The sequence below is a fragment of the Corynebacterium gallinarum genome (assembly GCF_014837045.1).
GTDB lineage: Bacteria > Actinomycetota > Actinomycetes > Mycobacteriales > Mycobacteriaceae > Corynebacterium > Corynebacterium gallinarum.
The window spans coordinates 68,722-92,001 of the sequence record NZ_JACSPR010000001.1; the positions used below are offsets into that span (position 1 = coordinate 68,722).

Here is a 23,280-nt window from a genome sequence, read left to right on the forward strand (position 1 = left end):
CCGCTACACTTCACCGCATGCGCTTCACGAAGCACCTCATCCTCACCATCATCACCGCGCTCGCGACCACCCTGGCCGTGGCCTGCACCCCGTCGCCCACCCCCGACGAGGCCCTGGTGGAGATGTATCAGGAGGCGCTGCATGATGCCCAGGCCCTGACCGATTCCGCGCCGGGCGCCTCCGCGTTGCGGACGGAACACGCAGACGAGATCACCGCGGAGATTGAACGGCTGTGCGGTTTCACCGACGACGGCGTTCTCCCCGAGTCCTGCACCTTCAGCGTCCCGGCCATCGCCGCCGCCCCCACGGATGACGCCGCCGCACACATGATGGTCAGCCAGGAGCAGATCCTGGGTCACCTGGAGGAGATTCCCACCGAGTCGGTCCCCCTCATCATCGGTCACTACATCGATCAGGCCCGCCTGGCACCGCCCGCGGAGGAGATCGACATCCCGGAGGGCATCTCTCTCAAGGGTGAGGACCTGACCCGGGCGCAGGATCTGCTTGCCACCGAGTACGCCGCCGCCTGGGCACTCGGGGTCGCACTGGCCTACGTCTCCCCCGACCTCACGGATGCCACCCAGGAGGCCATCGACCGCCACCGCGGGTACGCCGCGGTACTGCGCACCGCCATCGACCCCTTCGCCGACACCGCCCCCTCGGAACCCGGTTATGACCTGACCGGGTTGACCGAGCCGACCGATCCGGACACCGCCCTCGCGCTGATCCGCGAGGTGCAGGACAATGCGGTCACCTCCTGGCACAATGCCGCCTCCGTGGCCACCGACCCCGCCTGGCGCCTGCTGGCCAGCCGCGTCGCCGGGTCCACCGCGCGCGACACCGTCGCGTTCGCCTGACCCCCAGGGCGCTGCTTATCGACGCCCGCCCGACGCCTCCCCCGTGCCCGGCCCCCTGCCGGGGTCGACGGCGAGCCACCTGACGCGGGTGACCCCGTCGCACCCTGATGTGCAATCGATCCCATGCTGGGGATTCAATTGTGCCCCACCTACGGGGGTAGAAACGATAACAAATCAGTCACCGGCTGCCCGCCCGGAATTCCGGGCCCTTCCGACAATGCCCAGCTAGAAGCGATTTCCTCCCTAATAAATTAATTTTTGCTGACAAACGCATGAAATTTACATCTCAAACCGGTTTGGTTGCGACATGAGTCACATTTAGGATTCAGGCACGGGGTTCCACCGACATCGCACCGGTGGAATCAACCTAAAACTCACGGAGGTCTCAAATGACTTTAAAGAAGTCTCTTGCCGTCACCGCGGCAGCGACACTGGCACTCAGCCTCGCCGCATGCTCCTCGGATTCCGAGTCCGACTCCGCCGGTGGCACCGGCGATTCCGCATCCGGCGGTGACAACTATGTGATCGTCAACGGCACCGAGCCGCAGAACCCCCTGGTTCCGGCCAATACCAATGAGGTCGGTGGTGGCCGCATCGTCGACTCCATCTTCGCCGGACTGGTCTACTACAACGTGGACGGTTCCGTGGAGAACGATCTCGCGGAATCCATCGAACTCGAGGGCGACAAGACCTACCGCGTCACCCTCAAGGAGGGCGCGACCTTCACCGACGGCACCCCGGTGACCTCAGAGAGCTTCGTCAACGCATGGAACTACGCCGTGGCCAATGATCAGCTCTCCGCCTACTTCTTCGAGCCCATCCTGGGTTATGAGGAGGGTGTGGAGGAGATGGAGGGCCTGCAGGTCGTCGACGACACCACCTTCACCATCGAGCTGAACCAGCCCGAGTCCGACTTCCCGCTGCGTCTGGGATACTCCGCGTTCTACCCGCTGCCTGAATCCGCCTTCGAGGACATGCAGGCCTTCGGCGAGAACCCGGTGGGCAACGGCCCCTACAAACTGAGCGAGTGGAACCACAACCAGGATGCCCTCATCGTCCCGAATGAGGACTACGACGGCGGTCGTGCACCCCAGAACGACGGCGTGAAGTTCGTGTTCTACCCGACCTTCGATGCCGCCTACGCCGATCTGCTGTCCGACAACCTCGATGTACTGGACGCCATCCCGGATTTCGCGTTCTCCACCTACGAGGATGAACTCCAGGGCCGTTCCATCAACCAGCCGTCCGCGGTCTTCCAGTCCTTCACCATCCCGGAGCGCCTCGAGCACTTCTCCGGTGAGGAGGGCGCGCTGCGTCGCCAGGCGATCTCCATGGCCGTCAACCGTGATGAGATCACCGAGACCATCTTCGAGGGCACCCGCACCCCGGCAACCGATTTCACCTCCCCGGTCATCGACGGTCACTCCGATTCCCTCACCGGCGCCGAGGTGCTTGAGTACAACCCGGAGCGTGCCAAGGAGCTGTGGGCCGAGGCCGATGCGATCGCACCGTTCAACGGTGAGTTCACCATCTCCTATAACGCCGACGGTGGCCACCAGGCCTGGGTCGACGCTGTCGCCAACTCCATCCGCAACACCCTGGGTATCAACGCCATCGGCAACCCCTACCCGGACTTCAAGTCCCTGCGCGATGACGTGACCAACCGCACCATCGACGGTGCCTTCCGTACCGGCTGGCAGGCGGACTACCCATCCCTGGGTAACTTCCTCGGCCCACTGTATGGCACCGGTGCAGGTTCCAACGACGGTGACTACTCCAACCCCGACTTCGACGCCAAGCTCAGCGAGGCCGCCGGCGCCGAGGATGCCGAGCAGGCCGTCACCTCCTACAACGAGGCACAGGAGATCCTCCTGCAGGACCTCCCGGCGATCCCGACCTGGTACTCCAACGCGGTCGGTGGCTACTCCAACAACGTCGACAACGTCGAGTTCATGTGGAACTCCCAGCCGGCGTACTACCAGATCACCAAGAACTAGGATCTGACACCCGTCGCTGACCAGGTTCACCCCCGGTCGCAGACCCCGAATGGCCCAGGACCCCGAAACGATTCCTGGGCCTTTCGGTTGTCAACACCCATTCTCCGTGTGGTTTGACTCACCCTCCTGCGTTTGCAGCCACCAGGCCGCCGCAGGAGGATGATGTAGGCCACACGGCACCTATCCATCCATCATCCACCCCACAACAAGCAAGGACACCCACGCTCATGCTTCGTTACGTCGGGCGGCGATTGCTCCAGATGATTCCGGTCTTCTTCGGTGCAACTCTGCTGATCTACGCCCTCGTGTTCCTCATGCCTGGTGACCCCGTCCAGGCCCTCGGTGGTGACCGTGGCCTGACCGAGGCCGCGGCCCAGAGAATCCGCGAGGAGTACAACCTGGATCGACCGTTCCTGATCCAGTACCTGCTCTACATCCAGGGCATCTTCGTCCTTGATTTCGGAACGACCTTCTCCGGACAACCGGTCATCGACGTCATGGCCAACGCCTTCCCGGTCACCATCAAGCTGGCACTCATGGCGCTGGCGTTCGAGGCGGTCTTCGGCATCGGTTTCGGTGTCTACGCCGGCATGCGCCGTGGCGGTATCTTCGACTCCACCGTCCTGGTGCTGTCGCTCGTGGTCATCGCGGTGCCGACCTTCGTCATCGGTTTCGTCCTCCAGTTCCTGGTGGGCGTTGAATGGGGACTGCTGCCCGTGACGGTCGGTTCCAATGAGACCTTCACGGCGCTGCTCATGCCCGCGTTTGTGCTGGGAGCCGTCTCCTTCGCCTATGTTCTGCGCCTGACCCGCCAGTCGGTGAGTGAGAACCTGAGGGCCGACTATGTGCGCACCGCCCGCGCCAAGGGCCTGTCCAACTTCACCGTGATGAACCGCCACGTCCTCCGCAACTCCCTGATCCCGGTGGCCACCTTCCTCGGTGCCGACCTGGGTGCGCTCATGGGTGGCGCGATTGTCACCGAGGGCATCTTCGGCATCAACGGTGTCGGTGGCACCCTCTACCAGGCCATCCTCCGGGGTGAACCCACCACGGTGGTCTCCATCGTCACCGTCCTGGTGATTGTGTATATCATCGCCAACCTTGTCGTGGACCTGATCTACGCCGTGCTCGACCCGAGGATCCGCTATGCCTAACAATGAATTCCACACCAACAAGGCATTCGGTCAGGATGACCAGACCCCTGAGAATGCCCATTTCTTCCCCTCCAGTTCCCGCCACGGTGCGTTGATCCGCCCGGGTCAGGACCACTTCATCGCCGAGGAGGATGAAACCGGTCTCGGTGCTGTCGATGCCGTCGCCGATGATTCCGCCCCGACCTCCATGTGGGGTGAGGCCTGGAACTACCTGCGCCGTCGTCCCCTGTTCTGGGTGTCCTCCGTGCTGATCCTGCTGGCCCTCGCCCTCGCGCTGGTGCCGCAGCTGTTCACCTCCACCGACCCGCAGTACTGTGTGCTCGCCAACTCCCTGGACGGCCCCCAGCCGGGCCACCCCTTCGGTTTCGACCGCCAGGGCTGTGACATCTTCGCCCGCACCGTCTACGGAGCCCGCGCATCTGTCGCCGTCGGTGTCCTGACCACCCTGCTGGTGGTGCTGATTGGAACCGTCTTCGGTGCACTCGCCGGCTTCTTCGGCGGTTGGGTCGATACCATTCTCTCGCGCGTGACCGACATGTTCTTCGCCATCCCTCTGGTGCTGGCCGCCATCGTGGTCATGCAGATGTTCAAGGAACACCGCACCATCGTCACCGTGGTGCTCGTCCTGGGACTGTTCGGTTGGACCAATATCGCGCGTATCACTCGCGGTGCGGTCCTGTCCGTGAAGAACGAGGAGTATGTCACCTCGGCGCGCGCCCTGGGTGCGTCCAAGGTCAAGCAGCTGCTCTCCCACATCATGCCCAATGCCGCGGCACCGATCATCGTGTACGCCACCGTCGCGCTGGGCACCTTCATCGTGGCCGAGGCCACCCTGTCGTTCCTGGGCATCGGCCTGCCCCCGAGCATCGTGTCCTGGGGTGCGGACATCGCCAAGGCGCAGACCTCCCTGCGTACCCAGCCGATGGTGCTATTCTACCCCGCCATGGCACTGGCACTGACCGTTTTGAGCTTCATCATGATGGGCGATGTCGTCCGTGACGCTCTCGATCCGAAGGCGAGGAAGCGATGACCGATCCACGCACCACCACCCCGAACACCCCTGATCACCCGGGTGACCAACCCCTGCTGGAACTCCGTGACCTGGAGATCTCCTTCACCAGCTCCACCGGTGTGGTCAACGCCGTGCGCGGCGCCAACCTGACCGTCTACCCCGGCCAGTCCGTGGCCATCGTGGGCGAATCCGGTTCCGGTAAATCCACCACCGCCATGTCTATCATCGGCCTGCTGCCGGGCACCGGAAAGGTCACCGGCGGCAAGATCATCTTCAACGGTGAGGACATCACCGGTCTGTCCAACAAACAGATGGAGAAGTACCGCGGTTCAGAGATCGGACTGGTACCCCAGGACCCCATGACCAACCTGAACCCGGTGTGGAAGATCGGTTCCCAGGTCAAGGAGTCCCTCAAGGCCAACAACGTGGTCCCGGGTTCCGAGATGGATGCCCGCGTCACTGAAGTCCTGGAGGAGGCGGGACTCCCCGATGCTGAGCGTCGTGCCAAACAGTATCCCCATGAGTTCTCCGGAGGCATGCGACAGCGTGCCCTGATCGCCATCGGTCTGGCGGCCCGCCCGAAACTGCTCATCGCCGATGAACCCACCTCTGCCCTGGATGTCACCGTCCAGCGCCAGATCCTCGACCACCTGGAGGGACTGACCCGGGATCTGGGTACCGCGGTGCTGTTCATCACCCATGACCTGGGTCTGGCGGCGGAACGCGCCGAGCACCTGGTGGTCATGCACCGCGGCCGCATTGTCGAATCCGGCCCATCCCTGCAGATCCTTCGCAACCCCCGACACCCCTACACCCAGCGCCTGGTCCAGGCGGCCCCCTCCCTGGCATCCGCCCGCATCCAGAGCGCACAGGCCAAGGGCGTGGAATCCGCGGAGCTGCTCACCGCCGGTGCCACTGCAGACACGGTGGACCCGACGACGGAGGAACGCGTCATCGAGGTCAAGAACCTCACCAGGGAGTTCAACATCCGGGGTTCACGTGGGGATAAGAAAACCCTCAAGGCCGTGGATGATGTGTCGTTCTATGTCCGCAAGGGCACCACCACGGCACTGGTGGGTGAATCGGGTTCCGGTAAATCAACCGTGGCCAACATGGTGCTGAGCCTGTTGGAACCCACCAGTGGGCAGGTGCTGTACAACGGCACGGATCTGTCCACGTTGAGCCGCAGGGATCTGTTCAACATGCGCCGCAAACTGCAGGTGGTGTTCCAGAACCCCTATGGTTCGCTCGACCCGATGTACTCGATCTACCGCTGTATCGAGGAACCCCTGGTCATCCACAAGGTCGGTGGGGATCGCAAGGCCCGCGAGAAGCGGGTCGCGGAACTGCTGGACATGGTGTCCATGCCGCGCTCGGCGATGCGACGCTACCCCAATGAGCTCTCCGGTGGTCAACGCCAGCGCATCGCCATCGCCCGCGCACTCGCCCTCAACCCCGAGGTCATTGTGCTCGATGAGGCAGTGTCCGCCCTGGATGTGCTGGTGCAGAACCAGATCCTGCGTCTGCTGGCGGAGCTGCAGCATGAACTGTCCCTGACCTACCTGTTCATCACCCATGACCTCGCGGTGGTCCGCCAGACCGCCGACGACGTGGTGGTGATGAAGAAGGGACAGGTGGTGGAGGCCGGACCCACCGATGCCATCTTCAACAACCCACAGCAGGACTACACCCGCAACCTCATCAACTCGGTTCCTGGCCTGGGTATTGAACTGGGCACCGGGGTGACCGACTAGGCTCCCCGGCGACGCCGACACACAACAACACCCGCCCTCCCCCACCGTCAGACAGGTGGGATAAGGAGGGCGGGTGTTGTTGTCGTTGGGACGCTGAGACTAGCCGCGTGCCTCGTTGACGAGGCGCACGATGGTCTCCACCGCCTCATCGACCGGCAGCTCGGTCTTCTCGCCACCGCGAACGCGCAGTTCCACGGTGCCCTCGGCGTAACCACGGCCCAGGATCAGGGCGAAGGGCATGCCGAGGAGTTCGGCGTCCTTGAACTTCACGCCGGGGCTGACCTTGGGGCGGTCGTCGAAAAGCACGTCGATACCCGCCCGGGACAGCTCGGTGGCGTACCGCTCGGCGGCCTCGATGGCGGCGGCGTCCTTGTTGGCGGCCACCACGTGCACCTGGTACGGGGCGACGGCGGCGGACAAGTTGAGGCCGGCATCGTCGTGGCGCTGCTCGGCCAGGACCGCGAGCAGGCGGGAGACACCGATGCCATAGGAACCCATGGTCGGGATCGCGCGCTTGCCGTTCTCGTCGAGGATCTGAACGTCGAAGGCCTCGGTGTACTTGCGGCCCAGCTGGAAGATGTGACCGATCTCGATGCCGCGGGCCAGGGTCAGGGTGCCCTGTCCCTCCGGCGCCGGGTCACCCTCCCTGATCTCGGCGGCCTCAATGACACCATCCGGGGTGAAGTCACGGCCGGCAACAAGGCCGACGACGTGGCGTTCCTTCTCATCGGCACCGGTGATCCAGGAGGTGCCGGTGACCACGCGGGGATCGGCCAGCACCCGGACACCGTTGCGGGCCAGACCGACCGGACCGACATAGCCCTTGACCAGGAACGGGTACTTGGCGAAGTCGGCCTCGACAGCCAGTTCCACCTCCGCGGGCTCCAGGGAGGCCTCGAGGCGCTTCATGTCCACCTCGCGGTCGCCCGGAACCAGGATACCGGTCAGCTCCCACTCCTCGGCACCCGGCTCGCGGGTCTTAACCACGATGCACTTGAGGGTGTCGGAGGCCTGAACCTCACGACCCTCGACGGTGACCCCGATGGAGTTGGCCCACGCCACCAGCGTCTCGATGGTCTCGGACACCGGGGTCTCATGGACCACGGCCTCCGGCAGGCCCTCGATGGAGCGCTCCTGACCCGGCTGGGTGACCACGGCCTCCACATTGGCGGCGAAGTCGCCGTCGGTGGCACGCACGAAGGTGTCCTCACCGTTGGCGGACACCGCGAGGAACTCCTCGGAGGCGGACCCACCCATGGCACCGGAGGTGGCCTTACAGATGACGTAATCGATGCCGAGGCGATCGAAGATGCGCTGGTACGCCGCACGGTGGCGGGCGTAGGACTCCTCCAGGCCGGCGTCGGTCATGTCGAAGGAGTAGGAATCCTTCATCACGAATTCACGGCCACGCAGGATGCCCGCACGGGGACGTTCCTCATCGCGGTACTTGGTCTGGATCTGGTACAGGGTGACCGGGAAATCCTTGTAGGAGCTGTAGAGATCCTTCACCGTGGAGGCGAACATCTCCTCATGGGTGGGGCCCAGGAGGTAATCAGCACCCTTGCGATCCTTCAGGCGGAACAGCGAATCTCCGTATTCGGTCCACCGCTGGGTGGTCTCATACGGCTCGCGGGGCAGCAGACCGGGGAACAGCAGCTCCTGTCCACCGATGGCATCCATCTCCTCGCGCACCACCTGCTCGATGTTGCGCAACGCCCGCAGACCGAGGGGCAGCCAGGAGTAGACGCCGGGGGCGACACGACGGATATAACCGGCACGGACCAGCAGCTTGTGGCTGGGCACCTCGGCGTCAGCCGGGTCCTCGCGCAGGGTGCGCAGGAAGAGCGTGGAAAGACGAGTAATCATGAGTGTAAAATATACCCCTTCAACTGGGTTGACCCGCTGCCGGGCGGTGTTTTGGAAAATTCCCCGCGGACACCGGCTGAGGTGTCCGTGAAGTACCTGGTGAGAGTGCCTGTTCCTGATTCCCCGCAGGCCGGATCGGCCGGGGAATCGGAGGGGACGTGAGCCAGACTAACCGGTGTTGCCATCTGCGGATAAACGCACCATACTCCCCCGCAGCCGGGTGCGCCGTCATTACCCGTTATGACCCACCGTGCAGACGGGATCTGCAGGGCCCCAGCGGGTGGGATCAGGGGGTTTTGTACGCTGTTAGCCATGCTCATCCTCCTGCCCCCTTCTGAAACCAAGACACCCGGTGGTGCGGGTGCTCCGCTCGATCTGGCCTCGTTGAGTTTCGCCGACCTCACCGGTGTCCGCGAGTCGATCATCACCGATCTGGGGGCCCTGTCCCCCGACAATGCGCTGCCGGTCCTGGGCATCTCGGAGAAACTCCGGCCGGAGGCCGTCGCCAACACCGTGTTGCGCACCGCCCCCACCATGCCCGCCGTGCTGCGGTATTCCGGTGTGCTTTACGACGCCCTCGCCGCCGACACCCTCACCCCCGCTGCCCTCAACCGACTGGCCATTGGGTCCGCCCTGTTCGGCGTGGTGCGGGCCGGGGACCACATCCCCCACTACCGGTTGTCCGGGGGCACCAAACTCCCCGATCCGAAGGGGACAACACCCACCATGAAGGCCCGCTGGGGGTCAGCCATCACCGATGTGTTGACCGGAGTTGATGACCTGATCATCGACCTGCGCAGCGGCACCTACCAGCAGCTCGGGAAGGTCCCCGGCGCGGTGACGGTACGGGTGGAGTCGGTGCAGGGGGACGGGACCCGGAAGGTGGTCAGTCACTTCAGCAAGCACTACAAGGGTGAGCTCGCCCGGGTGCTGGCCACCTCACCACAGGAGGCCACCACCGCGGGTGAGGTCGCGGACATCGCCCGCGGGGCGGGGATGACCGTGGAGATCAACGAGGGGAAGAAGGAGACGCTGACGCTGGTGGTCTAGGTGTCAGCGCTACGCGTTGATGACCGTCTTGATGTTGTCGCCGTTCATCTCCGACAGACGTACACACACCCCACCCAGGAGCTGGGCGAGCACGGCGGCGCGTTCCTTGCGCACCTTCATGCGTCCCTCGCAGTCGATGACGAGGTTGCCGGACAGACCGGACTTGACCACGGCACGGGCTGCAGTGGCGATACCGGCTTCACCGGCCTCGGAGGTGTCCTCGCCGTCGGTCATGACTACCAGCAACGGACGACGGGAGGGCTCCTTGCGGTTCTCCCTCTCCATGAGATCGCGGGCCATGATCAGGCCTTCCGCAAGAGGGGTGCGCCCACCCATGGGCATGGCGTCGAGCGATTTCTGCGCCATGTCGACGGAACTGGTCGGTGCCAGCACCAGGGTTGGTTTGTTGCCGTTGACCGCAATGACCGCCACCTTGTCGCGACGCTGATAGGCGTCGGTGAGCATGGACATGATCGCACCGGTCACGGCACGCACCCGGGAGCGGGCAGCCATGGATCCGGAGGTGTCCACCACGAACACGATGAGGTTGGCCTCGCGTCCGCGGCGCAGGGACCCGCGCAGATCCTCCGGGCGGAAATCCACCAGGCCGTCCACCACGGCGGCGCCACGGTCGGCGGCGGCCATGAGGGTGCCCACCAGGTTGATGCCGTGTCCGTCCTTCTTCGGTCGGACATCCGCACCCTGGCGTGTGTACGACTTGGAGCGACGACCCGGGGTGGAGTCCTCATCGCCCATGGTGTTGAGGCGGAAAACCCTAGGAGCGAAAGGGTTCGCCGTGTCCGGCAGTACCTACCTTTCCGGTTGACTGTGCCTTGGCCTGCGCGGTGCCCTGTTGCCCCTGTTCATCGGTGGGGTTCTCGGTGTCGACCAAGGCGGTGGCGCCGGTGTCCTCGTCCGTCTCCTCGGCCGCGGGTCCCTGCTTGGTGGTGTCCTTGTAGAAGTTGCGTGCCTCCTGCAGCACCTCCTGCAGTTTGCGTTCCTCCATCTCCGGGGCGTCGAAGGGATTGCGGCGACGACGGTGTGGCAGTGCCAGGCGGGCGGCGACCTCGACATCCTCATCGGTGATCTGGGTGCGTCCCTGCCAGGCTGCGTGGGCCAGGGCGGTGCGGGTGATCACGAGGTCGGCGCGCATGCCGTCGACCTCGATGCGGGAACACAGCCAGGCGATCTGAGAGAGCAGCTCACCGGGCAGCTCGACATCAGCCAGCAGCTGACGGGCGGCGTGGATGCGCTGGGAGATCTCCTCATCCTGCGCGGCCCAGTTCTGCACGAACTGCTCGGGGTTGGCCTCATAGGCCAGGCGTCGCTGGATGATCTCCACGCGGGTCTCAGGGTTGTTGGAGGCCACGACATCCACGGCCAGCCCAAAGCGGTCGAGCAGCTGCGGGCGCAGTTCGCCCTCCTCCGGGTTCATGGTGCCCACCAGCACGAAGTTCGCGGGTGAAGAATGGGAGATGCCATCGCGCTCGATGGAGACGCGACCGCTGGCGGCGGCGTCGAGAAGCGCATCGACGAGGTGGTCCGCAAGCAGGTTGACCTCATCGACGTAGAGCACGCCCCCGTCCGCTTGGGCCAGCAGGCCCGGCTTGTACTCGGCGCGACCGGTGGTCAGGACGGTCTCCATGTTGAGGGAACCGACCACGCGGTCCTCGGTGGCACCGAGCGGGAGGTTGATCAGTGGCGCATCACCGAGCAGCCCGGCAAACGCACGGACGGTGGTGGTTTTGGCTGTGCCCTTCTCGCCACGGACCACCACCCCACCGATGCGGGGTGAGATGGCCGTGAGAATCAGTGCGAGGCGGAGTTCATCCTGCCCCACCACTGCGGAGAACGGGTATGGGAGCACCTGACTGGTGGACATGGGGTAATCGCTGGCCTTTCGGGTAACCGGCACGGTGACCGGCGACCTAGGGTCCTACCCTGTCACCCCGGCCCTCATCACGACTGTCTGTGGGTGCCACACCGTGCATGGGATCAGGATTACCCTACACACCCTCTGGATTTCCGTCCCGGAGTCGGACGAAAACGAGTCCCAGGTGACCTGATTCACCCCCGGATGTGTGCAGGATGTTCACTGATCGAACATCCAGGGGTCAGTTGACCGCCGTTTGCCCCAGCCCGGCGACCTCGCCGATCACGTACACGGCAGGTGGTTTGATCTCCTCGCTGACCATCACCTCGCCGAGGGTGTCCAGGGTGCACCGCACCGACCGCTGTGCCTGGGTGGTGCCCTCCTGGATGATCGCCACCGGGGTGTGCGCGGCCAGACCTCCCCGGATGAGGGCCTCGGCGATCCGCCCGGCATTCTTCACCCCCATGATGATGGACAGCGTGCCACCCGTCTTCGCCAGGGCATCCCAATCCAGCAGGGAGTTCGGGTGGCCAGGGGGAAGGTGCCCGGAGATGACCGTGAAACAGTGCACCACGCCGCGCTGGGTGATGGGTACACCCGCCGCCCCCGGCACTGAGATCGCACTGGTCACCCCGGGGATCACCTCGCAGGCGATGCCATGGTGCGCCAGGTACTCCAGTTCCTCGAAACCACGCCCGAACACATAGGGATCCCCACCCTTGAGCCGGACCACCTTCTTCCCGGACCGGGCATATTCCACCAGCAGCTCATTGGTGCGGGACTGCGCCACCTGACGGCCGTAGGGCAGTTTCGAGACATCCACCACCTCCTTGGTGGACAGATCACACAGTTGATCCAGTTCACTGGTGGGGCCGAGATGATCGGCGAGGATGGCATCAGCTTCCCGCAGACGGTTCATCCCGCGCACGGTGATCAGGTCCCAGGCACCCGGCCCACCACCGATGAGAGAAACGGTGTGGACGGTGCCGGATACCTCACCGGCGGGGGTTGCAGGGGCCAAGTCATGGGAATTCATGAGTCATCATCCTAGCCGGTGGATATCACTAGGCTGGCACCATGAGTACCCCAACGAACCCGGAACGGCCCACCGATCATCCATCCGCCCCGTTCACCCTGGAGGCACACTTCGCCGGGGAGTTCCCCGAGCTGACCACCCCCTGGCGCGGTGAGGACCAGCCGGAGCCTGAGCTGGCGGTGTTGAATGAGGACCTCGCGCGCCTGCTCGGTATCGAACCGGACTGGCTGCGTTCGCCCGCGGGCGTGGAGTTCCTCCTCGGGCTCAACCCGGAACCGACCACGAAGATGGTGGCCCAGGGGTATGCGGGCCATCAGTTCGGGCAGTTCGTGCCCAGCCTCGGGGACGGGCGCGCCCTCCTGCTCGGGGAGATCCGCGGCACCGACGGCGTCCTGCGCGACATCCACCTCAAGGGGTCGGGCCGAACCCGGTACTCCCGTGGGGCGGACGGCCGGGCCGCACTGGGGCCCGCACTGCGTGAATACCTCGTCTCCGAGGCCATGCATGCGCTGGGTGTGCCCACCACCCGGGCGCTGGCAGTGGTGACCACGGGACGGAAGATCCAACGTGACCGGGTGCTGCCCGGCGCTGTGGTGGTCCGGGTGGCCACCAGCCATATCCGTGTCGGTTCCTTCCAGTACGCGAACATCACCGGGGGCATCGACCTGACGCGTCGGCTGGCCGATCACGCGATCACCCGGCATTATCCCCAGCTGGGGGCCCAGTTCCCCGAACCCGGTCCGGAGCGTTATTCCGGATTCTTCCAGCAGGTCATGGACGCCCAGGCGCAGACGGTGGCCCGGTGGATGCGACTTGGGTTCGTCCACGGCGTGCTCAACACGGATAACACGCTGGTTTCCGGTGAGACCATCGACTACGGCCCGTGTGCCTTCATAGACCGCTACCGGGAGGACGCGGTGTTCAGCTCGATCGACACCTATGGCCGCTACAAGTTCAGCAATCAGCCGCTGATCCTGGGGTGGAACCTCGCCCGCCTGGCGGAGACCATCATCCCGCTGTTCGGCGAGACGCCCGACGCCGGGGTGGACCGGGCCCAGGAGCTGATCAACACCTTTACCGACCGCTACAACGATGCCCTGCACCGGGAGCTGTCCGCCGGGCTGGGATTGGACGCGGACGCGCCGGAGACCGCCGGCCTGATCGAGTCCTATCTGGAGCTGATGCGCACCCACTCACCCGATGCGACCACCCTGAACCGCACACTCAGTGAGTGGTCGGTGGAGTCCACCCCGCCGACTGGGTTCGAGGACTGGATCCCGCGGTGGCTGGCCGTCCAGCCGGATCTCATCCGCATGCAGAAGCTCAACCCCGTCTACGTGCCCCGCAACCACCTGGTGGAGGAGGCGCTGTCCCAGGCCGTCGACGGCCGGTGGGATGCCTTCACCACCCTGCTGAGCCTGGTCACCGACCCCTTCACCCGACGGGCCGGGATGGACTTCTACGAACAGCCAGGCCCTGATGGATTCGAGGACACCTATATGACCTTCTGCGGCACCTGATCAGTCGAAGTCGGCGATCTCGATCTTCTTCATCGCCAGCAGCTTCCCGAAGGCACCCGGACGCGTCATGAGTTCGTCCATGGTGTCGGGCACGATCTGCCAACTGACCCCGAATTCATCGGTCAGCCACCCACATTGTTCCGCCTCGGGAACCGCGGACAGTGCAGCCCAGATACGATCCAGTTCCTGCTGTCCGCGGGCTGCAAACAGCAGGGAGACACCCGGGGTGAAGGACCCGGGTTGTTCCACAGCTGAATCCATGGCGGTGAACCACAGCCCCGCCAGTTGAAATTCGGAGAACATCACCGCTCCCTCGACTGCGGGACCGGCGGGTTCGGGATACACGGCTCGGGCACCCAACCGGGAGTCGGGGAAGACCTCCACCCAGCGTTCCTGGGCAGCGGCGGCCCTGTTCTGTTCCCTGGCCCCGAACATCAGGGAGGGCATGATGAACGGCCGGGGCTCGCCCTGCGGATCGGTGAGGATGAGTTGCCAGCTCACGCCATAACGGTCCTCCACCCACCCGTAACTCCCGCTGAAGGGGTACTGTCCCAGATCCATCAGGACACGACCGTCCTCAGATAAGCGGTCCCAGACGAGTTTTTGGAGTTCACCCATGTCCGGGCCGAGGATGGGGTCGAAGTTGAGCATGAAGTTCAGGGCCGGGGTGGGCCGGAACTCATCACCGGCGTTGAGGAGAATGAACTGGAAACCGGCGATCTCCAGGGTGATGGTCAGCGTCTTACCTGCCAGAGGTCGCTGAAAATCGAGAAGCCCCTCTTCCGGGTACCGCTCGACCTGCCGGATGACTACCCCACCCGGGACAGTTTCAAAGACGTGTTCGTAGAATGCAGCAACCTCATCTGCATTGCCAGCGCACCATATCGTGGGTGTGATCCTCTGCATGCCTGAAATTTTACCCAGCCGGACGGATCAGGGGGTCGTCGACAAGCAGCAGTTAACGGGGCCGCAACGACGACCACCCCCTGTCGCCGGCAACAACCGGCGACAGGGGGTGGTTTGAAGAACGGAATTTAAGCCTTTTCCAGCTTCAGGGTCTTCTGGGTGTACTCCCACAGCTCGGCGAACATCTCCGGCTCATTGGCCAGCTTCTTGCCGTAGGACGGGACCATCTCCTGGATCTTGTCGCCCCACTCGATCATGCGGTCACCGAAGCAACGCTCCAGCAGCTCGATCATGGCGGCCGGTGCGATGGAGGCACCCGGGGAGGCACCGAGCAGACCGGCGATGGAGCCCTCGGAGTTGCTGATCAGGGTGGTGCCGAACTCCAGGGAACCGAAGCGCGGTGCGCCGACAGGCTTGATCACCTGGACGCGCTGACCTGCGGTGATCAGCTCCCAGTCCTCTTCCTTGGCGTTCGGCATGTACTCACGCAGGGATTCCATGCGGGCCTTGGTGTCCTTGACCACCTCGGTGATCAGGTACTTGGTCAGGCCCATCTCCTGGACGCCGACACCGAGCAGGGATGCCAGGTTGGTCGGGCGCAGCGAGGAGAACAGATCGGTGTAGGAACCCTCCTTGAGGAACTTCGGCGTCCAGCCGGCGTAGGGGCCGAACAGCAGGCCCTTCTCGCCGTCGATCACGCGGGTGTCCAGGTGCGGGACGGACATCGGCGGGGCACCGACGGATGCCTTGCCGTAGACCTTGGCGGCGTGCTGCTCGATGAGTTCCTCGTTGGTGCAGCGCAGCCACTCGCCGGAGACCGGGAAGCCGCCGAAACCACGGATCTCGGGGATACCGGACTTCTGCAGCAGGGGCAGGGCCATGCCGCCGGCACCGACGAAGACGAAGTTGGCGCGGATGGTCTGGGTGTCACCGGTGTGGACGTTCTTGACGGTGACCTTCCACTTCGCACCATCCTTGGTGATGTCCTTGACCTCGTGGCCGTAGCGGATCTCGGTGCCACCGTCCTCGGCGGCCTTGAGGAACTGCTTGGACTGGGAACCGTAGTTGATGTCGGTGCCCTCCTTGATCCAGGAGATGGCGACCGGATCGGAGAAGTCACGGCCCTCGGCCATCAGTGGCAGCTTCTCCGCGAAGGTCTCCTGGTCATCGGCGTACTCCATGCCGGGGAACAGGGGGTGATCCTTCAGTGCGTTGTAGCGGTTCTTGATGTAGGCAACCTGGTCGGCACCGTGGCCGAAGGAGACGTGGGGAACGGCGTTGATGAACTCCTGCGGGTCAGAGAGGATGCCCTCCTCGACCTGGTGTGCCCAGAACTGGCGCGACACCTGGAACTTCTCATTGATGTTGACAGCCTTGGAGATGTCGATCTTGCCGTTCTTCTCCGGCGTGTAGTTGAGCTCACACAGCGCCGAGTGGCCGGTACCGGCGTTGTTCCACGGGGAGGACGACTCCTGTGCCGCACCATCCAAACGCTCAAAGATCACCTGGGACCAGCCGGGCTCCAGCTGGCGTAGCATCGCACCGAGGGTGGCGCTCATGATTCCAGCACCGACGAGGACGACGTCCGCCTCGTCAGTGACCTTGTGTGCGTTCTTCGGGGAATCTGACATGTTCAACTTCCTTTTATCTCCGCGAGTGGTCTGCCGAACACACCCTGCGTGCTGCACACAACTATCCACCCGGGTGACTGCACAGGGGTGGATGGCGCTGCAACACGTGGTGAACACCTGTCCCGGTCTAGACCTTGAGGGGGTGCAGGTGCACGTTGTCCGTAGCTCAGTAGTGTACGCCTGCTGATACGGGGGTACGTAAATACCCTCGACATAACCTGGCCCGTATGCCCATAATCTCCCCCGTTCACCACCCCCAGGAAGATTCCGGGCACACCGGAGGATGCGAGGAGGGTGTGATGAGGGAAACCGCACCGTCCGGACCCGCTGCCCAGTCGCGCGCCAGCCCGATTGCCGCCACCTGTCCGGAAGACATGCCCTATCGTTGACACATGCCGACAATCAACGATCGTGCCGCAGGAGATGCACCGTCCCCGGACGGTGACTGGCAGCAGGACATCCTGGGTCCCGGATACCAGAGTCTGACCATCCCCCTGGGCCGGGATCCGGACGGGGAAACCGACGTGGTGTGCACCCTGGTGCGCTACCGCCCCGGCACCACAGATGACGGGGAGTTCGGGCAACGACCGGCCGTCATGTGGGTCCACGGCATGTCCGACTACTTCTTCCACACCGAGGTTGCGGAATTTCTCCACGACCAGGGTTTTGCGGTCTACGCCCTGGATCTGCGCAAATGCGGCCGCTCCTACCGCGAGGGGCAGAACTGGCACTACACCACCGATCTCGCCCATTACTACCCGGATCTCACCAGGGCCACGCAGCTCATCACCCGGCAGCACCCCACGATGATTCCGCTCGCCCACTCCACCGGTGGGCTTATCGTCACCCTGTGGCTGGATCATCTGCGCACCTCCTCCCCCGACCTGCACGCCACCATCCCGGCGGTGGTCATGAACAGTCCCTGGTTGGACTGGATGTACCCGGAGCCGATCCGTTCCCTGCTCATCACGGTGTTCCGGGTTGTGGGACGGTGGCGGCCCACCCGGTTCGCCCCGGGTGGCGGTCTCGGTCTCTACGGCCGGTCCATCCACCGGGACTACCGCGGAGAGTGGGAGTTCGACACCGAGATGAAACCCGTCAGCGGACACCGGAAACCCTTCGGATGGCTCCGCGCGATCACCCTCGGCCAGCGGGAGGTCCAGAAGAACCGGGTCAATGTTGGAGTCGATGTACTCACCCTGTGTTCGGGGAAATCCTGGTTGAAGAAGATCCCCAGCCCCGACCTCATGTCCTCCGACGGTGTCCTGGATGTCAGACAGATCAGGAAATGGGCACCGCACCTGGCCCGCCCCTCCTCCCGGGTGACCGTCTCACCGCTGGAGGAGGCAATGCACGATGTCTTCCTCTCCCGGGAACCGGTGCGCACCCGGGCCCTTGAGGTCACCGTGGAGTGGCTGCGCCGCCGGTGACCTCTTCACCCCGCCCCACCCGGGTGGGGTGTGACCCGGGTACCGATGGGATACTGAGGGAAGAAAACCCCCCGTTCACCTTGTTGTAGGACGATGGGCCGGACACTGGGCTGCTCACCGCAGTTCTGCCGTGGAAGGGACACCCGACCATGACTGTTCGCCCCCTGTTTCACCCGCCCAGTTCCACCGACACGTAGATTCCAGGAGTCCACATTTCCATGACTGAGACCAAGCACTATGACCTCATCATCATCGGCACCGGTTCCGGCAACTCGATTCCGGGTCCGGAATTCGACGACAAGTCGATCGCCATCGTGGAAAAGGGCACCTTCGGTGGCACCTGTCTGAACGTTGGATGCATCCCGACCAAGATGTACGTCTATGCCGCCGACATCGCCCGCGAGATCAGCGACTCCTCGAAGTACGGCATCGACGCCACCTACAACAGTGTCGACTGGCCGTCCATCGTCGACCGCGTCTTCACCCGCCGCATTGATCTCATCGCCGAGGGCGGGGAGGCTTACCGCCGTGGCCCGGAAACCCCCAATATCGATGTCTGTGACATGCATGCCCGGTTCATCGGGGAGAAAACCATCTCCACGGGTCAAGCTGGCGTGGAGAAGGTCATCACCGGTGACCAGATCGTGATCGCCACCGGCTCCCGTCCCTTCATCCCGCCGGTGATCAAGGAGTCCGGCGCCCGGTACCACACCAATGAAGACATTATGCACCTGCCGGAACTCCCCTCCTCCCTGGTCATCGTCGGCGGTGGTTTCATCGCCCTCGAGTTCGCCCACGTCTTCTCCTCCCTGGGCACCACGGTCACCCTGATCAACCGTTCCGAGGTGCTGCTGCGCGACGCTGATGCAGATATCTCCGCCCGCATCGCCAAGATCACCCGGGAACGTGTTGATGTCCGCATGTCCACCTCCGTCACCGGTGTCACCGACAATGCCGACGGTTCCGTCACCGTCAGCCCGGACTCCGGAGATCCGATCACAGCGGATGTGCTGCTGGTGGCAACGGGACGAACCCCCAACGGTGACCAGATGGATCTGGACACGGCAGGCATCGAGATGGACGGCCGTCGTATCAAGGTGGATGAGTACGGCCGCACCACCGCACCAGGCGTGTGGGCCCTGGGGGATGTGTCCAGCCCGTTCAAGCTGAAGCATGTGGCCAACGCGGAGATGCGCGCCGTGCGCCACAACCTCCTCCACCCTGATGCACTGCAGACCATGCCCCATGACCACGTTCCCTCCGCGGTGTTCACCAATCCCCAGATCGCCCAGGTTGGCATGACCGAGGCCGAGGCGCGCGCTGCGGGCCACAATCTGACCATCAAGGTGCAGAACTACGGTGATGTCGCCTACGGCTGGGCAATGGAGGACACCACGGGATTCGTCAAGCTGATCGCCGACCGTGATTCGGGCAGGCTGTTGGGCGCCCACCTGATCGGACCCCAGGCATCCACCCTCATCCAGCAGCTCATCACCGTCATGGCGTTTGATCTGGATGTCCGCGAGGTGGCCACTCGCCAGTACTGGATCCACCCGGCCCTGCCTGAGGTCATCGAAAACGCACTTCTGGGCCTGGAGTTCTAGGTTCCGGTCGCAGCCTCCCCTTGAATGCTGCTCCCCTCTCCCCTATGTGGGGGGGGGAGTGATGATTATCACTCTAATTGCAGGCCCAGCGTACATCGGTAAAAGCATCCACCTTTGAGAAGGCTTGGAAAAACTTGGCCTTATGTCGGCCTTCTCCGTTGAATGCTCAGCATTTTTCTATAGACTCGTGTGCGTCAGATGGTCTAACCACCAATTGGGACAATCTGGGCAGCACACCGGGGTTATATGATGGGAATTGTTTTGCTGGACTATTCCCAGCGATCTCCCACCTTCCGTGGTAGCTCTCGGTACACTGCGTCTTAAGCGATCCGCCCAGTTGGCGCTTCATCTGAGGTTGCTGACTAATCTGTTCAGCCCCTCCCATAAGGGTGGGAAATAACTAACAACTACAAAGGACTATCTCATGCGTTCTTTCCGCACCGCTGCAGTCGCTGGCATCACTGCACTCGCCCTGTCCATGGGTACCGCCTCCATCGCCACCGCCCAGGAGGACACCAACTCCAACGCTAATCTCTCCTCTGCATTCCCTGCACTGTCCTCCGGTGGCTTCGCTGCCGTCGGCGATGAGTGGGATGCCGGCACGCCTGTCACCGGCGAGGATGCCCTCGGTGAGGAGCACAACCGTGACGATCTCCCCGCTTGGGTCCAGAACATGTACGACCTGACCTGGATCGGTGCCATCGCCTCCGTTCTGGGTGTCATCGTCTTCCCTGCCTACAACTACCTGGTCTACACCGGCGTTCTGAAGTAAGTCACCCTCCCACCACTGCCTGATCTGAAAGGTCCGCATCCCATGCGTAAGTTCCGCAACTCTGCCATCGCCATTGTTTCCGCCGCAGCCATCTCCCTCGGTGGCATGACCGTCGCCGCCGCCCAGGACACCAACCAGCCAGAGGACACCCCTCCCGGCCTGATCGAGATGATCTCCTCCAACGGTTCCACCGCCTCGGAGTGGGGTCAGGACCTCAACGCTGACGAGCCGGGTTACGGCACCGATGGCTTCGGTTCCTCCCGCGATGACAGTGGCGAGCCCGTTCCCCGCTGGCTGCGTGCCTGGGAGAATGTCTTTGACACCCTCACCGTCGGCAGTATCCTCGGCGTCATCGTCTTCCCGATCATCAACTTCCTGAAGTACAACGGCATCATCCAGTAATCAGGCTGATCATCCGATCAGTTCACGTCTGACAAGGCACCCCCGCGGCAGCACAACGCAACCCACCGGTGGGTGCCTTTGTCTTTTCCGCCACCTCCTGACCGGTCACCACCGCCTGGGACTGTACGCACCCGGGGCGGCACCGGGGATGGGGTGGTGGGTGGGTAGACTGAATGGCGATTCCGCTACTGTCCGTTCCCCCTCCCCCGGAAGAATACTGATCCCCAACGTGTCGATCCCCTCCCTGCACGGCTCCCTCACCCCGCGCCCCCGAGACCGCGATATCCGGGCGGGAACGGCCAGCCTTGCCACCGCGGGGGCGGTTCTGTTGGCGGTCATCGCCGCGGCCCTGGTGCCGGGAAGCCCGATCTATGCGCTGGTGTCCGCCGCCGGGGTGGCCCTCGGAGCCACGACGGTGGTCACCCAACTGCGGCACCGTCACGCCCCGCGGATCTACCAGTGGCTCTCGGCGCTCGGTGGTGTGGTGATCCTCGGCATTGGCATGATCGTCGGTATCGCGCGGCTGGGGTCGTCGCCGATACTCGCCACGGTGGGGATGACCGCATCGTTCTACCTCATGCCGGCCGCAGCATTGGCCTGTTATCTCGGTGGGCTTGGACAGTTGCCCTTGAAATGGGCTGGCCCCACGCTGCTGGCCACCGGGGGTGCCGGGGTGGTTGCGTGGCTGTCGCTGGGGGCTGACACCACCATCACCACCATCATCATCGTGGCGGCTGCGGTGATGTCCATCGCAGGGTGCATCTTCCCGCTGGTACGGGCGGTCAGGAAACCACCGACGACCCTCCCGGGGTGGATCATCCCGGTGCCCGCCATCATGATGATTCTGCTCATGGTCTACACGATGGGGCAGGCAGTCCTGCCCGCACAGGTCCCGTGGCCGTGGTTGTCGCCGGTGATCGTGGCCTGGACCTATCTGGTTTCCGGTGTGCTGGCCACGCTCGCGGGGCTGCTGACCTCCTCCAGGAGCTGATCCAGGTCCCAGTGTTCCTCGAGAACATCGGCGATGCGATCGAGCTGCTCGAGCCGGGCACCATCGAAGGAGGTGTCGGAGGAGACGGTGAAGCCGGGTTTCCCGGCACGGGCAGCCACCTCTGTGAGGAACCGCCGTCGGGCGCGGTCATCTTCCAGGTACCCATGCCGGTGGGTACCGAAGAGTGCTTGTCGACGCGCCCCCTCCCCCTCAATCCACGCCTGCTCGCCGTGGTGCTGCACCCGCCCGTGGTGCACCTCATAGGAACCGTCGCCGTGATTGACCATGGTGGTGTCCGGGGTGAAGGTGATGTGGACGTCGAAAAGCGCAAGGCCAGCCACCGGCGACGGGGCGTGACCCTCCTCGGTGATCGTGGTGGCCATCATCTGGTACCCACCACCGATGCCCAGGATCGGCATCCCACGGGTGGCACGGTCCCCCAGCGCACGATCCAGACCCCGGTGCCGCAACCAGGCGAGATCAGCCACGGTGGCCGTCGTGCCGGGGATGATGACCAGATCAGCATCGGACACCGAGTCCACATCATCGACCCAGGTGACCGTGACCCCGGGTTCCGCCGCCAGCGCCTCCACATCCGTGGCACCCAGCATCCGGGGCAGTCGGATCGCGGCGATGGTGAGACGCTGGGTTCCCAGGGGGTGTCGCCCGCCCGGACCGACCACGCGCCCCACCGGGGACTGCAATGAATCCTCCGCGTCGATCCAGACACCATCGATGAAGGGGATCACCGCCTTGGTCGCCACCCCGGTCAATTCCTCCAACTGGACCAGGCCGGGCTTCAGCAGGTCCTGATCCCCGCGGAACTTGTTGATGACAAACCCGCGGATCAGCGCGCGGTCCTCCTCGGAGATGATCGCATGGGTGCCGAACAGGTGGGCGAGCGCCCCACCCCGGTCGATGTCACCGACGATGTAGACGGGCAGCCGTGCCGCCTGCGCCAGACCGAAATTGGCCACATCCGTGGCCCGCAGATTGATCTCAGCCGGGGATCCCGCCCCCTCGCACACCACGATGTCAAAGCGTTCCCGCAGACGTGCCAGCTGTGTCGCCGCGATGCCCCTTAAGTCATGGCGGTGTCGGATATAGTCCCCGGCACCCACATCCCCCTCTTCCCGGCCCATGATCACCAGTCGTGCACGGTTGTCCAGGCCGGGTTTCAACAGGATGGGATTGAACTCCACGGACGGTTCCAACCCGCAGGCCAGGGCCTGGAGCGCCTGGGCACGGCCGATCTCCCCACCGTCTGAGGTGACGGCGGAGTTGTTGGACATGTTCTGCGCCTTGAACGGTGCCACCCGCAGCCCGGCGCGCGCGAAGGCACGGCACAACCCGGCGGTGATGACCGATTTCCCGGCATCGGAGGTGGTGCCGGCGATCAGGAACGCGGACCCTGCGGCCATGGGT

Annotated in this window: 19 protein-coding genes; 12 read left to right on the forward strand and 7 right to left on the reverse strand. The window is 64.1% G+C overall.

The window, feature by feature from the left end; all coding sequences use genetic code 11:
• Window positions 1-17 precede the first annotated feature (17 nt).
• The 5 genes from H9627_RS00315 to H9627_RS00335 all read left to right on the forward strand — a co-directional run bounded on the left by H9627_RS00315 (window position 18) and on the right by H9627_RS00335 (window position 6,774).
• Complete coding sequence (locus H9627_RS00315) at window positions 18-857, forward strand: DUF4439 domain-containing protein (protein WP_191732041.1); 840 nt, start codon at window positions 18-20, stop codon at window positions 855-857.
• Window positions 858-1,246: 389 nt separating this feature from the next.
• Complete coding sequence (locus tag H9627_RS00320) at window positions 1,247-2,854, forward strand: peptide ABC transporter substrate-binding protein (RefSeq protein WP_191732042.1); 1,608 nt, start codon at window positions 1,247-1,249, stop codon at window positions 2,852-2,854.
• 227 nt (window positions 2,855-3,081) lie between these two features.
• Window positions 3,082-4,008, forward strand: coding sequence for an ABC transporter permease (locus tag H9627_RS00325; RefSeq protein WP_191732043.1), 927 nt, complete (start codon window positions 3,082-3,084; stop codon window positions 4,006-4,008).
• A complete protein-coding gene (locus tag H9627_RS00330; protein ID WP_225213317.1) occupies window positions 4,001-5,038 on the forward strand; it encodes an ABC transporter permease in 1,038 nt (345 codons plus the stop codon). The genes H9627_RS00325 and H9627_RS00330 overlap by 8 nt, the downstream gene beginning before the upstream one ends.
• Entirely contained in the window at window positions 5,035-6,774 is a 1,740-nt protein-coding gene (locus H9627_RS00335) for an ABC transporter ATP-binding protein (protein WP_191732044.1), read from the forward strand. Before H9627_RS00330 ends, H9627_RS00335 begins: the two co-directional genes overlap by 4 nt.
• A 99-nt stretch (window positions 6,775-6,873) precedes the next feature.
• Here the strand turns inward: H9627_RS00335 and H9627_RS00340 are convergent, their stop codons facing one another.
• Window positions 6,874-8,640: a proline--tRNA ligase gene (locus H9627_RS00340; RefSeq protein ID WP_191732045.1), complete on the reverse strand. Its 1,767-nt coding sequence runs from the start codon at window positions 8,638-8,640 to the stop codon at window positions 6,874-6,876.
• A 312-nt stretch (window positions 8,641-8,952) separates the two neighbouring features.
• Between H9627_RS00340 and yaaA the strand changes: the two genes are divergently transcribed.
• The gene (yaaA, locus tag H9627_RS00345) at window positions 8,953-9,690 is read left to right on the forward strand and encodes a peroxide stress protein YaaA (RefSeq protein ID WP_191732046.1); all 738 of its coding nucleotides are present in this window, start codon (window positions 8,953-8,955) and stop codon (window positions 9,688-9,690) included.
• A 9-nt stretch (window positions 9,691-9,699) separates the two neighbouring features.
• On the opposite strand, the gene H9627_RS00350 is transcribed toward yaaA, so the two are convergent.
• From H9627_RS00350 to cobA, 3 genes are all read right to left on the reverse strand, one after another.
• Complete coding sequence (locus tag H9627_RS00350) at window positions 9,700-10,446, reverse strand: vWA domain-containing protein (protein ID WP_191732047.1); 747 nt, start codon at window positions 10,444-10,446, stop codon at window positions 9,700-9,702.
• A 19-nt stretch (window positions 10,447-10,465) separates the two neighbouring features.
• A complete protein-coding gene (locus H9627_RS00355; protein ID WP_191732048.1) occupies window positions 10,466-11,572 on the reverse strand; it encodes an ATP-binding protein in 1,107 nt (368 codons plus the stop codon).
• A gap of 232 nt (window positions 11,573-11,804) precedes the next feature.
• Window positions 11,805-12,599 (reverse strand): uroporphyrinogen-III C-methyltransferase, encoded by a 795-nt coding sequence (gene cobA / locus H9627_RS00360; protein WP_225213318.1) that lies wholly within the window; start codon window positions 12,597-12,599, stop codon window positions 11,805-11,807.
• Window positions 12,600-12,640: 41 nt separating this feature from the next.
• Here cobA and H9627_RS00365 point away from each other — a divergent pair, with 41 nt between their 5' ends.
• Complete coding sequence (locus H9627_RS00365) at window positions 12,641-14,119, forward strand: protein adenylyltransferase SelO (protein ID WP_191732049.1); 1,479 nt, start codon at window positions 12,641-12,643, stop codon at window positions 14,117-14,119.
• On the opposite strand, the gene H9627_RS00370 is transcribed toward H9627_RS00365, so the two are convergent.
• Window positions 14,120-15,025, reverse strand: coding sequence for a VOC family protein (locus H9627_RS00370; protein ID WP_191732050.1), 906 nt, complete (start codon window positions 15,023-15,025; stop codon window positions 14,120-14,122). It lies immediately after the preceding gene.
• A 128-nt stretch (window positions 15,026-15,153) separates the two neighbouring features.
• Entirely contained in the window at window positions 15,154-16,656 is a 1,503-nt protein-coding gene (gene mqo, locus H9627_RS00375; protein WP_191732051.1) for a malate dehydrogenase (quinone), read from the reverse strand.
• A 392-nt stretch (window positions 16,657-17,048) separates the two neighbouring features.
• On the opposite strand from mqo, the gene H9627_RS00380 reads away from it, so the two are divergent.
• The 5 genes from H9627_RS00380 to H9627_RS00400 all read left to right on the forward strand — a co-directional run bounded on the left by H9627_RS00380 (window position 17,049) and on the right by H9627_RS00400 (window position 21,855).
• A complete protein-coding gene (locus H9627_RS00380) occupies window positions 17,049-18,086 on the forward strand; it encodes an alpha/beta hydrolase (protein ID WP_191732052.1) in 1,038 nt (345 codons plus the stop codon).
• Between the two features lie 218 nt (window positions 18,087-18,304).
• Complete coding sequence (mtr, locus tag H9627_RS00385) at window positions 18,305-19,690, forward strand: mycothione reductase (RefSeq protein ID WP_191732053.1); 1,386 nt, start codon at window positions 18,305-18,307, stop codon at window positions 19,688-19,690.
• Between the two features lie 424 nt (window positions 19,691-20,114).
• Window positions 20,115-20,462 (forward strand): hypothetical protein, encoded by a 348-nt coding sequence (locus H9627_RS00390; protein ID WP_191732054.1) that lies wholly within the window; start codon window positions 20,115-20,117, stop codon window positions 20,460-20,462.
• Window positions 20,463-20,504: 42 nt separating this feature from the next.
• A complete protein-coding gene (locus H9627_RS00395) occupies window positions 20,505-20,864 on the forward strand; it encodes a hypothetical protein (RefSeq protein ID WP_191732055.1) in 360 nt (119 codons plus the stop codon).
• Window positions 20,865-21,093: 229 nt separating this feature from the next.
• Complete coding sequence (locus H9627_RS00400; RefSeq protein WP_191732056.1) at window positions 21,094-21,855, forward strand: hypothetical protein; 762 nt, start codon at window positions 21,094-21,096, stop codon at window positions 21,853-21,855.
• Here the strand turns inward: H9627_RS00400 and H9627_RS00405 are convergent.
• Window positions 21,795-23,276, reverse strand: coding sequence for a cobyric acid synthase (locus H9627_RS00405; protein ID WP_191732057.1), 1,482 nt, complete (start codon window positions 23,274-23,276; stop codon window positions 21,795-21,797). The two genes, H9627_RS00400 and H9627_RS00405, sit on opposite strands and share 61 nt — an antisense overlap.
• Window positions 23,277-23,280: the final 4 nt, after the last annotated feature.